The organism is Streptomyces viridosporus T7A (genome assembly GCF_008704515.1).
Lineage (GTDB): Bacteria > Actinomycetota > Actinomycetes > Streptomycetales > Streptomycetaceae > Streptomyces > Streptomyces viridosporus.
The window spans coordinates 1,582,107-1,596,256 of the sequence record NZ_CP023700.1; the positions used below are offsets into that span (position 1 = coordinate 1,582,107).

Genomic DNA, 14,150 nt, shown 5'->3' on the forward strand with positions numbered 1-14,150 from the left:
CGTGCGACGGGCCGCGTACCAGGATGGTCCGCATGTCTGAGACCAACAGCGCGCTGCCCCGTCAGGTCGCCGACGCCTACGTCGACGAGCTCGTCGCCCTCGACCCGGTCACCGGGACCTTCCTCGGCGTGAAGGAGAGTTCCTCCCGTCTGCCCGACTTCTCACCCGCCGGTCAGGAGGCGCTCGCCGAGCTCCAGCGGGCCACGCTCGCACGGCTCGAGGAGGCCGAGCGCCGCCCCGGCGCGGACAGCGCCGTCGAGCGCCGCTGCGCCCGCCTGCTGCGCGAGCGGCTCACCGCGGAGCTGGCCGTGCACGAGGCCGACGAGGGCCTGCGCTCGGTCGGCAACATGGCGACGCCCGCGCACGCGGTGCGCGAGGTGTTCACGGTGACGCCGGCGCAGACGGACGAGGACTGGGCGGCGATCGCCGAGCGGCTGCGCGCGGTGCCGGCCGCGCTGGCCGGCTACCGGCAGTCCCTCGCGCTCGGCCTGGAGCGCGAGCTGTACGCGGCTCCGCGCCCGACGGCCACGTTCGTCGGGCAGCTCACCGAGTGGGCGGACACCGGCGAGGGCCGCGGCTGGTTCGAGGACTTCGTCTCGCCCGGCCCGGACGCCCTGCGCGCGGAGCTGGACGAGGCGGCCCGCGCGGCCACCGCCGCCCTGGCGGAGCTGCGGGACTGGATGCGCGACGTGTACGCGCCGGCGATCGAGGGCGCGCCGGACACCGTGGGCCGGGAGCGCTACGCCCGCCGGGCCCGCTACTTCAACGGCACCGACCTCGACCTGGACGAGGCGTACGCGTACGGCTGGTCCGAGTACCACCGCCTGCTCGGCGAGATGCGGAAGGAGGCCGAGAAGATCCTGCCCGGCGCCGAGACGCCCTGGGTGGCGCTGGCCCACCTCGACGAGCACGGCCGGCACGTCGAGGGCGTCGACGAGGTCCGGGACTGGCTCCAGGGCGTGATGGACCGGGCGATCGACTCCCTGGACGGCACCCACTTCGACCTCGCCGAGCGGGTGCGGAGGGTGGAGTCGCGGATCGCTCCGCCGGGCAGCGCGGCGGCGCCGTACTACACGCCTCCGTCGGAGGACTTCTCCCGGCCGGGCTGCACCTGGCTGCCCACGATGGGCCTGACCCGCTTCCCGGTCTACGACCTGGTCTCGACCTGGTACCACGAGGGCGTGCCCGGCCACCACCTCCAGCTGGCGCAGTGGGTGCACGTGGCCGAGGACCTCTCCCGCTACCAGGCGTCCGTGGGCATGGTCAGCGCCAACGCCGAGGGCTGGGCGCTGTACGCGGAGCGGCTGATGGACGAACTCGGGTTCCTCACGGACGCGGAGGAGCGGCTGGGCTACCTGGACGCGCAGATGATGCGGGCCCTGCGGGTCATCGTCGACATCGGCATGCACCTGGAGCTGGAGATCCCGGCGGACTCGCCCTTCCACCCCGGCGAGCGCTGGACGCCGGAGCTGGCGCAGGAGTTCTTCGGGGCGCACAGCAGCCGTCCGGCGGACTTCGTGGAGAGCGAGATGACCCGCTACCTGTCGATCCCGGGCCAGGCGATCGGCTACAAGCTCGGCGAGCGGGCCTGGCTGCTGGGCCGGGAGAACGCCCGCGAGCGGCACGGCGACGCCTTCGACCTCAAGGCCTGGCACATGGCGGCGCTGTCCCAGGGCTCGCTGGGTCTGGACGACCTGGTGGAGGAGCTGTCGGCGCTGTGATCCGGCCGTGCGCCCGAACCGGCGCCGTCAGCGCCGGAAGCCTCCTTCCGAGTCGATGACCTGACCGGTGATCCAGTCCGCCTCGTCCGTGGCCAGCCACGCGATGAGGCGGGCGGGGTCGTCGGGCATGCCCCAGCGCCCGGCGGGGAAGCACGCGGCGACGGCGTCGTAGGCGTCGCCGGTCAGGTAGTCCGTGTCGACCGGGCCGGGGTTGACGGTGTTCACGGTGACCGCGTGCTCCGCGAGCGCGGTCGCCAGGGAGCGGGTGACGGAGGCGAGCGCGCCCTTCTGGAGGGCGTAGGCGATCTCGTACGGCATGCCGCCGGCGATGTCCTGCCCGGAGGTCATCATCATCACGCGCCCGCCCGGGGTGCGCGGCGGCAGCGCGGCCCGGTGGCGGGCGTGGGCCTGGACGAGCAGCAGCACCGAGCGGGTGTCGACGGCCCAGTGGGCGTCCAGCATGCCCGCGTCGATCGCGTCGAGGCTGCCGTCGGAGCCGCTGAGGGCGTGGTTGGCGACGAGGACGTCGAGCCGTCCGCCGAGCGCCTCGGTGGCCCGGGCGTGCAGTTCGGCGGGGACGTCCGGGTCGGCGAGGTCGCCCGGCCCGGCGGCCACCCGCGCGCCGGGGTCGCCCAGGGCCTCGCGCACGGAGGCGGTCACCTCCTCGATCCGGTCGGCGCCCCAGGGCATGGCGGCGTCGTGCGGCACGTGGTGGTGCAGGTAGACGCTCGCGCCGTGGGCGGCGAGGCGCCGGGCCACGGCATGTCCGATGCCGCCGCGCCTGCTGGCCCCGGTGACCAGCGCGGTTCGGCCGCGCAGCGGCAGGGGGTCGCGGCGCAGTGCTTCGGGAGTGGGATGCGGAAGCTTCGGCATGATCACTCATGATGGCGGGCGCGCGGACCCGGCGCACCCGGGTTTTCCCGGCGGGCCGGCGGAGCCGCGGCGCACCGGGCCCGCGTCCCGGTCAGCGGACCCCGCGCTGCCGCAGCACCGATCCCGAGCGGCCCTTGACGACCTCCAACTGGGCGTGGATCCGTCGCCGCAGATCGGCGACGTGGCTGACGATGCCCACGCTGCGGTCGCGTTCGCGCAGGGAGTCCAGGACGTCCAGGACCTCGTCGAGGGTCTGGTCGTCGAGGCTGCCGAAGCCCTCGTCGATGAAGAGGGTGTCCAGCCGGACCCCGCCCGCCTCGTCGGTGACGACGTCGGCGAGACCGAGTGCGAGGGCGAGCGAGGCGAAGAACGTCTCGCCGCCCGAGAGGGTCGCCGTGTCGCGCTCCCGGCCGGTCCAGGCGTCCACGACGTGCAGGCCGAGTCCGCTGCGGCCGCGTCCGGTGCGGTCGTCGGAGTGGACGAGGGTGTAGCGGCCGGACGACATGCGGTGCAGCCGCACGGTCGCGGCGGCGGCGACCTGCTCCAGGCGTGCCGCCAGGACGTACGACTCCAGACGCATCCTGCGCTCGTTGTCGGCCGAGGTGCCCGCGGCGAGGCCGGCCATGCGGGCCACGCGGTCGTACTCCTCGCGCAGCGGCCCCAGTCGGCGCACCGAGGCGGCGACCCGCGCGGAGAGCCGGTCGAGCTCGGCGCAGCGGCGGGCGGCGGCGTCGCACGCGGAGGCCGCCTCGCGCACCCGGCGGGCCGCCTCCTCGGCGGCCCGCTGCGCGGAGGCGGGATCGGCGCGCGGTTGCCGGGCGGCGGCCGCGGTCTCCGGTTCGGCGAGCACCGCGCGCACGGCGGCCTCCTCGTGCTGCCGGGCGTCCAGGCGCCGTTGCAGTTCGCGGTGGGCGGCGTCGTCGAGGAGGGCGTCGGCCGCGGCCTGCGGGGTGTCGAAGCCCGCGCGGAAGGCGGCGTCGGCGAGCCGGGCGTCGGCGTCCTTGAGCCGCCGGGCGGCGTCCTCGGCGGTGCGGGCGGCGTCGGCCGCGTCCGTGAGCCGGGTGACGTCCCGCTCCAGTTGCGCGGCGCGCGCGGCCACGCCGGCCGCGGTTCCCCGCGCCCGGTCCACCTCCTCCTCCAGGGCGGCCTTCTCACGGTCCAGCCGGTCGCGGTGGCCCACCCGGGCGGCGGCCCGGACCGCCGCCTCCCGCTGGGCGGCGGTCCGCAGTCCGTGCTCGTGCTCCGCCCGCCGCAGCTCCTCCTGGACGGAGTGCAGGACCGAGGCGGCGGCCCTGGCCCCGGCGTACCGGCCCTCCAGCTCCTCGACGGTGCGGGCGAGCCGTTCGGTGGGCGTGTCGCCGGCCTCCGCGCCGGCGGCGGCCAGCGCCTCGCGCAGGCCGCCGAGGCGTCGCTCGTCCTCGGCGTGCCGTTCCTCCGCCCGCCGGCAGTCGGCCAGGGCGCGCTCCTCCGCCTCGCGGTCGACGTGTCCGTCCACCTTGCGGGCGGGGGCGGGGTGCTCGGTGGCGCCGCAGACCGCGCAGGGCGCGCCGTCGGTGAGGCCGGCGGCCAGTTCGGCGGCGATGCCGCTCAGCCGCTGCTCCTTGAGGTCGAGCCAGTGCGTGCGGGCCGTCACCGCCCGTTCGGCCGAGGCGAGCGCCCTGAGCCGGGCGTCCTCGGTGTCGGCGGCGAGCCGGTCCCGCTGCCGGGCCGCCGAGAGCCGCTTCCGGGCCGCCTCGTGCTGCACGGCGAGCTCTCCCGCGTCCGCCGCGGCCCGTTGGGCGGCCTCGATGGCGTCCTGGAGGCCGGCCCGGGTCTCCTCCCACCCCGCGAGCCAGGTCTCCGCGTCCTCCAACGCCTCCGCATCGGCGCGCTCCTGGCGGTCCAGGTCGGCCCGTTCCTCGAGGAGTCCGGCCAGCCTCCGCTCGGCCCGCCGGGCCGACTCCAGCGCGCCCAGTTCCTCGGTCGCCCTGCGTGCGGCGGCCGCCAGCCCGGCCGCCCCCTCGCCCGCGCGGGACGCCGGGAGCAGGGCGCGCGCCCGTGCCTCGGCCTCGGCCGCCCGGCGGTGCTCCGCGTCGGCGGCGTCCCGCAACTCCAGGGCGGGGGCGACCGTCTCGGCCTTGCGGGCCCGCTCCCAGCGCTCCTGCGCCTCCCGGTGGGCCGCGGCCCCCTCCCGAAGCCGCGCCGCCCGCTCCTGCGCCTCGGCGAACCGCCTTTGCAGCCGGTCCCGTTCGCGTGCGTCGTCCAGGGCCCGGTCGGCGGCGGCCTGGGCGGACTCGGCGGCGGTGAGGCGGCAGCGGGCGACGGCGAGCTGTTCGCGTGCGGTGCTGCGGGCCACGGCGGCCGCGCCCAGCACGGCCTCGGCCAGTCCCGGCTCGCCCGGGGCCAGTGGGGGCAGTTCCATGGCGTCGCCCGCGGCCTGCTGCATGCGGTGCGCGTCGGCCAGCAGGGCGGTGTCGCCGTCGCGCACCTGCGCCTCGGTGGCGCGCCGGCGTTCGGCGAGGCGCTTCTCGGCGTCGGCGAAGCGGCGGGTGTCGAAGAGGCGGCCGAGCAGTCTGCCGCGTGCCTCGGCGTCGGCGCGCAGGAAGCGCGCGAAGTCGCCCTGGGGCAGCAGGACGACCTGGCAGAACTGCTCCCGGCTCATGCCGAGGAGCTGGGCGATCTCCTCGCCGATCTCCTGGTGCGAGCGGCTGAGGTCCTTCCAGCTCCCGGCTGCCGCGTCGTACTCGCGCAGCCAGGTCTGCGCCTTGTCGAGCGTGGTGCCCGTGCCGCGCTTCTTCGGGCGCTCCCAGGGCGGTTGCCGGGTGATCTCCAACCGGCGCCCGGCGACGGTGAGTTCGAGGGTGACCGAGGTGCGGGTCCCGGGTTCGGCGTGGTCGCTGCGCAGGGCCGTGCCCTGGCCGCTCTGCCGGGCTCCGGGGACGGAGCCGTACAGGGCGTAGCAGACGGCGTCCAGCACCGAGGTCTTCCCGGCACCGGTGGGGCCGTGCAGCAGGAAGAGCCCGGCGGCGGACAGCTCGTCGAAGTCGACGCACTGCAAGTCCCCGAAGGGCCCGAAGGCGGTGATGTCCAGCCGGTGCAGCCTCACCGGGCCACCTCCCGTACCGCCTCGTCCGCGCGGACCGCGTCGAAGGCGTCCCGTAGGACGGCGCGTTCGTGCTCGTCGGGGCCGGCGCCGCGCACATGGGCCACGAAGTCCTCGGCGATCTGCTGGTCGTCGCGGCCGGCGAGGCGGCGGGCGTAGGACACCTCCGGGTCGTCCGCCGGCCGGTCCGGGGCGAAGACGAGGCTGAGGGTGTGCGGGAAGCGCTCGGTCAGCCGGGCCATGGGGTCGGCCGGGCGGACCGGGTCGGTGAGCGTCGCCTCGACCCACGCCTCCTCGTGCCGCGCCAGTGCGGGATCGGCGAGCAGTTCCTCCAGGGTGCCGCGGATCCGGGCCAGGGCGCGCGGCACCGGGCAGTCGACGCGCTCCGCGGTGACGGCCCCGTCGGCGGCCAGGTCCACCAGCCACATGCTCTTGCGGTGGTCCGCCTCCGAGAAGGAGTACGGCAGCGGGGAACCGGAGTAGCGCACCCGCTCGGTGAGGGTCTGGCAGCCGTGCAGGTGCCCGAGCGCCACGTAGTCGACGCCGTCGAACACCCCGGCGGGGACGGCGGCCACTCCCCCGACGGTGATGTCCCGCTCGCTGTCGCTGGGTCGGCCGCCGGTGACGAAGGCGTGCGCGAGGACGACGGAGCGGGTGCCGGGCGCGCGGGCGGCCAGATCGGCGCGGACCCGCTCCATGGCGGCGGCGAGCACCGCCTCGTGGCCGGCCCTCTCCACTGCGAACTCGTCCTTCACCAGCGCGGGTTCGAGGTACGGCAGCCCGTAGAAGGCGACCTCGCCGTGGGCGTCGGACAGCACCACGGGCGTGCCGCACTCGGACGGTTCGGTGCGCAGGTGGATGCCCGCGCGCCCGATGAGTCCGGCGCCGACGCCGAGACGGCGGGCCGAGTCGTGGTTGCCGGAGATCATCACCGTCGGCACCCCGAGCCCGGCGAGGCGGTGCAGGGCGTCGTCGAACAGCTCGACCGCGGCGAGCGGCGGCACCGCGCGGTCGTACACGTCTCCCGACACGACCAGCGCGTCCACCTCGCGCTCGCGCACGGTGGTGACGAGGTGGTCGACGAACGCGGCCTGGGCCCCGAGCATGCCGACCCGGTGGAACGACCGGCCCAGGTGCCAGTCGGAAGTGTGCAGCAGTCTCATGATTCCCGCAGGGTATCCGCCGGGCCCGACAGCACGGGCGGTCGCTCCCGGATCGCTCCGTCCCGGCCCGGTCCGGCCGTGCCCGTCATGTCCCCTTCCGGGAGCGGGACTTCGCGGCCGGTGGCCGTCACGCGTCCCCGTACGCCTCCCCGCCGAGCTCGAACCCGGCCGTGCCCGCGGTCGCGTCGGCCAGCCAGGCGCGGAAGGCGGCCACGTCGGCGTCCGGGAGGCCGATCTCGATCGTGACCTCCTCCCCGTAGTGCACGTCCCGCACCGCGCGGCCGGTGGCGCGCAGGTCGTTCTGGATCTTGCCGGCCCGCTGGTGGTCGACGGTCACCGTGGCCAGCCGGAAGCGGCGCCGGGTGATCGTGCCGAGGGTGTCCAGGGCCTCGCCGACGGCGCCGCCGTAGGCGCGGATGAGTCCGCCGGCGCCGAGTTTGACACCGCCGTAGTAGCGGGTGACGACGGCGACGACGTACCGCATGTCGCGGCGGAGCAGCATCTGGAGCATGGGGACGCCCGCGGTGCCGCCGGGCTCGCCGTCGTCGCTGGCCTTCTGGACCGAGGCGTCGGCGCCGATGACGTACGCCCAGCAGTTGTGGGTGGCGTCGGCGTGCTCCTTGCGCACGGCGGCGACGAAGTCCTGCGCCTCCCGCTCGGTGGCCGCCGGGGCGAGGGCGCACAGGAAGCGGGAGCGGTTGATCTCGATCTCGTGCACACCCGCGCGCGCGACGGTGCGGTACTCGTCCTGCATCCGGCCAGCCTATGCTCCGCCGTGCGGGCCGGACGCCCCGGTCATCCCTCCCCGCCGCGGGGCACGGTCACCGAGGTCAGCAGCGCGGCGCCGGGGGCGAGGTCCCGCCAGTCGGCGCCGTGCCAGGACAGGACGGCGACGGCGGAGGTCGGGAACTTCTCGCGGACGCGGTCCAGGGTGTCGTCCAAGCCGTCGCCGGCCAGCGTCAGGACGAGGTCCTCCAGGCCGGGGTTGTGGCCGATCAGCAGCAGCGTCCCGGCCTCGGCCGGCGCCTCGCGCACCACGGCCAGCAGCTCGGGGACGCCGGCGGCGTACAGCCGCGGATCGTGGCGGACCGGCGGGGACGTGTCCCACTGCGCGGCGGCCAGCTCCCAGGTCCGGCGGGCCCGTACGGCGGTGGAGCACAGCGCGAGGTCCGGCAGGCAGCCGGCCTCGGCGAGGGCGCGTCCGGCGGCGGGCGCGTCCGCGCGTCCGCGCGGGGCGAGGGGACGCTCGTGGTCGGCGACGCCCTCCGGCCGGGCGGACTTGGCGTGGCGCAGGACGACCAGGCGGCGCGGCGGTCCGGTCCCGGTGTGCCCGGTCATGCCGGGGCTCCCAGGTCGCGGGTGAGGTCGAGGCCGAGCAGCCGGTCCGCGTAGGCGTAGGTCTCGAAGCGGGCGCCGTCCGCCAGGTCCGCGTCGCCCTCCACCGCGTGCAGGACGCGGAGCACGCCGGCCGCCTCCAGATCGTCCTCCCAGGCGGCGCGCAGGTCCGCGCGCACCCGGTCGGGGATGGGCCGGGAGGGCCGGTGCGCCCAGGCGGCGACCGCGCGGCGCCAGTGGGCGAGGGTGTCGCCGGCGTCGTCCAGGGCGGCCCTGTCGACCCGCAGGGGGGTGCTCCGGGGCTGCGCGAGCAGGACGAGGCGCAGCACGGCGGGGTCGGTGTCGCCGGGTGGGCCGGGTGCCTCCCAGTGGACGGGGGCCACGGCGACGTGCACTCCGTCGGGTGCCGCGCCGCCCTCGCCCACCACGTGCAGGACCTGTGCCTCGCCCAGGCCGCTGCCCGTGTCCCGGCCGTCCTCGAAGGGCCGGACGCCGAGCGCCGCGCCCGCCGCGCGCAGTTCCGCCTGCCGCCGCTCGCCGGTGAGCAGCGCCCACACCGGGGTGCCGCCGAGTTCCAGGGCGCGGACGAGCAGGTCGGCGACGAGCAGCACGCGCAGGTCCGTCGGGTCGGACCCGCGCGGGTGGGCCTGGACGCGGGTCAGGCCCCGCCGGGCGGGGGCGGCGTCCACGAGTTCGCCGGTTCGGGCGTCGGTGATGCGCAGCACGAGGCGAGCGTAGGCGCGCGGGCGGTCGCGCGCAGGCATCTCGCGCGCTTTCCGGGCCGCCGTGGCGGATCCGGACCCGCCCGGAGGGGCGGCCGCCGCCGGGAATCACCGCGGGCCCCGGGGCGTTGCGGGGAGAACGGCATGTTCACGACGCTCCGGGAGGCCGACGGTGTACGGCGACGACGCAACGGTCCGCAAGATCCTCACCGAGCTCGGCGACACCTGGGCCGTGGTGGGCCTGTCGTCGAACCGGCAGCGCGCGGCGTACGGCGTCGCCCAGGTGCTGCAGCGCTTCGGCAAGCGCGTGGTGCCGGTGCACCCGAAGGCCGAGACGGTGCACGGCGAGCGGGGGTACGCCTCGCTCGCGGACGTCCCCTTCGACGTGGACGTGGTGGACGTGTTCGTCAACAGCGAGCTGGCGGGGGCCGTCGCGGACGAGGCGGTGGCCAAGGGCGCCGGGGCGGTGTGGTTCCAGCTCGGCGTCGTCGACGGGGCGGCCTACGAGCGGACCCGCGCGGCGGGTCTGCACATGGTGATGGACCGTTGCCCGGCGATCGAGATACCGCGGCTGGGCCGGACCCTTTCGTAGGCGCCGCCCCGGGGTCGCGCCGCACGCTTCGCAGCGGGGTCCGTCGCCTCCTCTCCTCACGGTCCCGGGCCGGTGAGGCACCGGCCCGCCGGTCGGTCGTGCCGGGGTCCGGCCCGCGCCGGTCCGAGGGCGCCGGTTCGAAGGCGCCGGTTCGAGGGCGCAGTCTCCTCCCGGCCGTTCACCGGCTCCCGCCGAGGCCCGGCGCGCCCCACACCGGGAACCAGCGGCCCAGATCGGGCTCGATCCGCAGGTCGTCCGCGAGGAGCGCCCTGACCTGGAGCTCCAACGCGTTGTCGCGCCTCTCGGTGCCGTCGGGCAGGGGGGCGAAGGGGTAGAAGGTGCCGCGCTTGTAGAGGTAGACCAGCGCCAGGACACGAGGGTCCGCCGTCGCACGGAACACGGCCAGTGAGCAGAGCAACTGCGGGCCGAAGCCCGCGTCCTGCAGCAGTGTGTTGACCGCGTGCAGGTCGTTGACCAGGGAGGCCGTGTCCTCGGGGGCGTGGCGGACGAGCAGCCAGGTGTATCCGTACGTGTCCTGGCTGTACTCGACCGGTGCGCCTTCCCGGTCGGCGTCGAGCAGTTCCCGCACCTCCTGGCGGAGGGTGTCGAAGGCGCCGCCCTCGACACTGGCGAAGCAGACCGAGCCGGTCCCGGTCGGGACGAAGCCGGCTCCCGCCTGGAGGGTGATCGCGGCGGAGGGCAGGCCGAAGAGCCGGTCGAGGTCGGGGCGCACCGGCTTGCTGCGGCCGAGGAGGGCGTCCAGGAGTCCCACTGCGCGGTACCTCCGTCGGCCGTCACACCCGGCCGAGCTGGGCCGAGATCCGGCCGAGCCGGTCGAGGCGCTGCTCGAGGGTGGGGTGGGAGGAGAACAGCCGGCTCAGGCTTCCCTCGGAGGAGAAGGCCGGCGCGAACCAGAAGGCGTTGAACGGCTCCGCCTTGCGCAGGTCCTTGGTCGGGATCCTCGCCATCTGGCCGGTCACCTTGGTGAGCGCCGAGGCGAGCGCGGACGGGCGGCCGGTGAGCAGCGCCGCGGAGCGGTCGGCGGACAGCTCGCGGTAGCGGGACAGCAGCCGGGTCAGCAGAAAGCTGATCATGTAGATGACGGCGCTGGCCAGGGGGATCACGACCGCCGCGATGGCGGTGGTGGTGTCACGGCTGTTGCGGCCGAGTCCGCTGTAGAGCGCGACGCGGCTCATGATGCCCGCGAGGACGCCCAGGAACGACGCGATGGTCATCACGGCGACGTCGCGATGGGCGACATGCGCCATCTCGTGCGCGAGGACGCCCTCCAGCTCCTCCGGTTCCAGGCGGCGGAGCAGACCCGTGGTGACGCAGACCAGGGCCGCGTCCCGGCTGCGGCCGGTGGCGAAGGCGTTCGGCATGTCGCTGTCCGCGAGCGCCACCCGCGGCTTGGGCAGGTCGGCGAGGGCGCAGACGCGGTCCACCGCGCCGTGCAGCTCGGGCGCCTGCCGGGGGGTGACCTCGTGCGCCCCCATGCCGGCGGCCACGATCCGGTCGCTGAACCAGAACTGCGCGACGAACAGGCCACCCGCGATCACCAGGACGACGGGCCACGCGTTCCGCAGGAGCGCCAGCAGGACGCCGACGCAGACGACGTAGAGCAGTCCGATCAGGAACATCGTCGTCACCATGCGGGTGGTGAGTCCTCGATCCGGGACGTACCGCGACCGGGATCCGGGCATGCCCCTCACCTCCAGCGGTCAGGCACTGCACTTTCCTCCCTGTCAGTGTGCTCCTCCCGCTCCGTGTCCGGCGGGTCGCCCGGGAAGAAGGACCGGCACCCGGGAGGCGGACGGCGCCGTGCCGCCACGACGGGCCGGCGGCGCGGGCCCTCCCCACCGCCGCTGCCGCCCGCACCGGGCGGGACCCGGGCACGGCCGGACGGCGCCCGGCTCCGTCAGTCGTGCGGCGGCCGGTTGCCGATGCGGTGGTCGGCCACGTTCAGCGCCTCGTCCACCAGCCGGCGCAGATGCCCGTCGCGCAGCGAGTAGACCACCCGGCGGCCCTCCTTGCGCGTGTCCACCAGCCCCGCGAGACGCAGCCGCGCCAGGTGCTGGCTGACCGCCGGCCGCGCCGCGCCGCACGCCTCGGTGAGCGTGGTGACGTCGGCCTCGCCGCCGGTCAGGGCGTGCAGCAGGGTCAGCCGGGTGCGGTCGCCGAGCAGCGCAAGGAGCTCCGCCGCGAGCGCGAACCGCTCCTCGCCCGGAGTGCGCGGGTGCGCGTCCTGCGCAGATGACAGGTGCATGCGTGCGCTCATAGGCACACAATGGCTCCGTGGGTGCCACCGCGTCCACTTCGCGCACCGGAAGGGGGCCCCCGTGAGCCGGCAGCACGCGCACCACCACCACGAGCCCGGGCCGGGGAGCGGGCACGACCACCGGCATCCCCGGGCGTCCCCGCGGCACCGCCTCGTCCGCCTCCTCACCCCCCACTCCCACGAGACCGCGGGCAAGCTGGACCCCGCCCTCGAGTCCTCTGCCCGGGGCATGCGCGCGCTGTGGGTCTCGCTGGCGGTGCTCGGGGTGACCGCGCTGGCGCAGGCGGCCGTGGTGGCCGTCTCGGGTTCGGTGGCGCTGCTCGGCGACACGGTGCACAACGCGGCGGACGCGCTGACCGCCGTCCCGCTGGGCATCGCCTTCGCGCTGGGGCGGCGGGCCGCCACCCGCCGCTTCACCTACGGCTACGGGCGGGCCGAGGACCTGGCCGGCGTCGTCGTCGTGCTGGTCATCGCCGCGTCCGCGGCCTTCGCCGGCTGGACCGCGTTCGGCCGGCTCCTCGATCCGCGCCCCGTCGCGCACGTGCCGGCGGTCGCCGTCGCGGCGCTCGTCGGGTTCGCGGGGAACGAGTGGGTGGCCCGCCACCGCATCCGCGTCGGCCGCGCCATCGGCTCGGCCGCCCTGGTCGCCGACGGACTGCACGCCCGTACGGACGGGTTCACCTCGCTGGCCGTGCTCCTGGGTGCCGGCGGCGCGGCTCTCGGGTGGCGGCTCGCGGACCCGGTCGTGGGGCTGGCGATCACGGCGGCGATCGTGCTGGTCCTGCGGGACGCCGCGCGGGAGGTGTTCCGGCGGGTGATGGACGCCGTCGACCCGGCGCTGGTGGACCGGGCCGAGCGGGCGCTGGCGCGGGTGCCGGGGGTGCGCGGGGTGGGCGAGCTGAGGCTGCGCTGGATCGGTCACCGGCTGCGCGCCGAGGTGGCGGTCGTGGTGGACGGCGGGGCCACGGTGCGCGAGGCCCACCGCATCGCGGTCGACGCCGAGCACGCCCTGCTGCACGCCGTACCGTGCCTCACCGCGGCCCTGGTCCACGCCGATCCGGAGCCGGTGCCGGGCGAGACGGACCCGCACCTCGCGCTGGTCCACCACGGGGCGCGCCGAGCGTCCTGAGCACCGGCGCCACCACCGGCCCGGTCCGGCGGCCACCGCGGCGGAGCGCCCTCAGGCGATCCCCAGTCCCTCCAGGACGACCGCCCCCGGGAGCTGCGCGAACGCCTTGCCCGGCACCAGCAGTTTGCCCCGGCGCCGGCCGCTGCCGACGAGCACGTACGGCAGGTCGACGACGGCCGCGTCCACCAGCAGCGGCCAGTCGCCGGGCAGCCCGATCGGGGTGATGCCGCCGTACTCCATGCCGGTCTCCCCCGTCGCCGTGTCCATCGGGGCGAAGGACGCCTTGCGGGCACCGAGGTGGCGGCGCACGACCCCGTTGACGTCGACGCGGGTGGTGGACAGCACGACACAGGCGGCGAGCGTGCTCCCGCCGCCGCGTCGGCCCGCGACCACCACGCAGTTCGCCGACCGCTCCAGCAGGTCCCGGCCGTAGTGCTCCACGAAGACGGCGGTGTCGGCCCGGAGCGGATCGGTGTCGACGTAGAGGATCCGGTCGGCGGGGACGCCGCCGCTCCAGTCGCGGACGGCGGCGGCCACCGGGGCGGTGAGCTCGTCGAGGCAGTCGGGGGCGGGGGTGGCGTGGTCGAAGTCTCCGATGGGTGCGCGCATGGCCGCACCGTAACAGCGGCGCGGCGGCCGTTTCAGGGGCGTCTCAGTGCACGGGCGGCACCGAGACGGCCATGATCATCTCCGTCGGTACGTCGCCCCGGTTGCCGTAGGTGTGCGGGGTGTCGGCCTCGAAGGAGACGCTCGCGCCGGCCGGCACGCGGTGTTCCGCCCCGTCGACGGTGAGCGTCAGCTCCCCGGACGTGACGTGGACGAGTTCGACCGTGCCGGTGGGGTGAGGGTCGGATGCGCTGTCCTCGCCCGGCATGAGCCGCCAGTCCCACATCTCCAGCGGACCGGGCGCCTCGGCACCCGCGAGCAGCCGGTTGTAGCTGCCCGCCTCGGTGTGCCAGAGCCGCACGGCCCGGTCGGCGGGGACGATGCGGACCTTGGGGCCCCGCTCGTAGTCGAGCAGGGTGGTGATGCTGACGCCGAGCGCGTCGCCGATCTTGACGACCGTGCCGATGCTCGGGTTGGTGCGGGCCTGCTCGATCTGGATGAGCATGCCGCGGCTGACACCGGCCCGTGCCGCCAGCGCGTCCAGGGTGAAGCCGCGCTCGGTGCGCCAGCGCCTGACGTTGCGCGCCAGGGACTGGGTCAGCAGGTCGAGGTCCGACACGTTCCGCCCCTTACGTTCAATGAAATGGAT

At 75.9% G+C, this 14,150-nt stretch carries 14 protein-coding genes; 3 read left to right on the forward strand and 11 right to left on the reverse strand.

Features of this window, described 5'->3' with window-relative positions:
• Positions 1–32 precede the first annotated feature (32 nt).
• Positions 33–1,721 carry a DUF885 domain-containing protein gene (locus CP969_RS07445; RefSeq protein WP_016827238.1) on the forward strand — a complete coding sequence of 563 codons (1,689 nt, stop codon included), beginning with the start codon at positions 33–35 and terminating at the stop codon, positions 1,719–1,721.
• Positions 1,722–1,748: 27 nt separating this feature from the next.
• Here CP969_RS07445 and CP969_RS07450 read toward each other — a convergent pair whose 3' ends face one another.
• From CP969_RS07450 to CP969_RS07475, 6 genes are all read right to left on the reverse strand, one after another.
• Complete coding sequence (locus tag CP969_RS07450; RefSeq protein WP_016827237.1) at positions 1,749–2,594, reverse strand: SDR family oxidoreductase; 846 nt, start codon at positions 2,592–2,594, stop codon at positions 1,749–1,751.
• A gap of 91 nt (positions 2,595–2,685) precedes the next feature.
• A complete protein-coding gene (locus CP969_RS07455; protein ID WP_016827236.1) occupies positions 2,686–5,679 on the reverse strand; it encodes an AAA family ATPase in 2,994 nt (997 codons plus the stop codon).
• The gene (locus CP969_RS07460; protein WP_016827235.1) at positions 5,676–6,839 is read right to left on the reverse strand and encodes an exonuclease SbcCD subunit D; all 1,164 of its coding nucleotides are present in this window, start codon (positions 6,837–6,839) and stop codon (positions 5,676–5,678) included. Before CP969_RS07460 ends, CP969_RS07455 begins: the two co-directional genes overlap by 4 nt.
• Positions 6,840–6,966: 127 nt before the next feature.
• The gene (locus CP969_RS07465) at positions 6,967–7,593 is read right to left on the reverse strand and encodes a YigZ family protein (protein WP_004991058.1); all 627 of its coding nucleotides are present in this window, start codon (positions 7,591–7,593) and stop codon (positions 6,967–6,969) included.
• Positions 7,594–7,634: 41 nt separating this feature from the next.
• On the reverse strand, positions 7,635–8,177 hold the full coding sequence (locus CP969_RS07470; protein ID WP_016827234.1) for a SixA phosphatase family protein: 543 nt from the start codon (positions 8,175–8,177) through the stop codon (positions 7,635–7,637).
• Positions 8,174–8,938 (reverse strand): cysteine--tRNA ligase, encoded by a 765-nt coding sequence (locus CP969_RS07475; protein ID WP_016827233.1) that lies wholly within the window; start codon positions 8,936–8,938, stop codon positions 8,174–8,176. The genes CP969_RS07470 and CP969_RS07475 overlap by 4 nt, the downstream gene beginning before the upstream one ends.
• 130 nt (positions 8,939–9,068) lie before the next feature.
• On the opposite strand from CP969_RS07475, the gene CP969_RS07480 reads away from it, so the two are divergent.
• A complete protein-coding gene (locus CP969_RS07480; protein WP_004991051.1) occupies positions 9,069–9,488 on the forward strand; it encodes a CoA-binding protein in 420 nt (139 codons plus the stop codon).
• 178 nt (positions 9,489–9,666) lie between these two features.
• On the opposite strand, the gene pspAB is transcribed toward CP969_RS07480, so the two are convergent.
• The 3 genes from pspAB to CP969_RS07495 form a co-directional block, all read right to left on the reverse strand.
• On the reverse strand, positions 9,667–10,260 hold the full coding sequence (gene pspAB, locus CP969_RS07485; protein WP_004991046.1) for a PspA-associated protein PspAB: 594 nt from the start codon (positions 10,258–10,260) through the stop codon (positions 9,667–9,669).
• A 22-nt stretch (positions 10,261–10,282) separates the two neighbouring features.
• Complete coding sequence (gene htpX, locus CP969_RS07490; protein WP_026085354.1) at positions 10,283–11,191, reverse strand: zinc metalloprotease HtpX; 909 nt, start codon at positions 11,189–11,191, stop codon at positions 10,283–10,285.
• Positions 11,192–11,406: 215 nt separating this feature from the next.
• A complete protein-coding gene (locus tag CP969_RS07495; RefSeq protein WP_016827231.1) occupies positions 11,407–11,766 on the reverse strand; it encodes an ArsR/SmtB family transcription factor in 360 nt (119 codons plus the stop codon).
• A gap of 61 nt (positions 11,767–11,827) precedes the next feature.
• Between CP969_RS07495 and CP969_RS07500 the strand changes: the two genes are divergently transcribed.
• The gene (locus tag CP969_RS07500) at positions 11,828–12,895 is read left to right on the forward strand and encodes a cation diffusion facilitator family transporter (protein ID WP_016827230.1); all 1,068 of its coding nucleotides are present in this window, start codon (positions 11,828–11,830) and stop codon (positions 12,893–12,895) included.
• Positions 12,896–12,946: 51 nt separating this feature from the next.
• On the opposite strand, the gene CP969_RS07505 is transcribed toward CP969_RS07500, so the two are convergent.
• On the reverse strand, positions 12,947–13,504 hold the full coding sequence (locus tag CP969_RS07505; RefSeq protein WP_016827229.1) for a YbaK/EbsC family protein: 558 nt from the start codon (positions 13,502–13,504) through the stop codon (positions 12,947–12,949).
• A 43-nt stretch (positions 13,505–13,547) separates the two neighbouring features.
• Positions 13,548–14,120: a helix-turn-helix domain-containing protein gene (locus CP969_RS07510; RefSeq protein WP_016827228.1), complete on the reverse strand. Its 573-nt coding sequence runs from the start codon at positions 14,118–14,120 to the stop codon at positions 13,548–13,550.
• Positions 14,121–14,150: the final 30 nt, after the last annotated feature.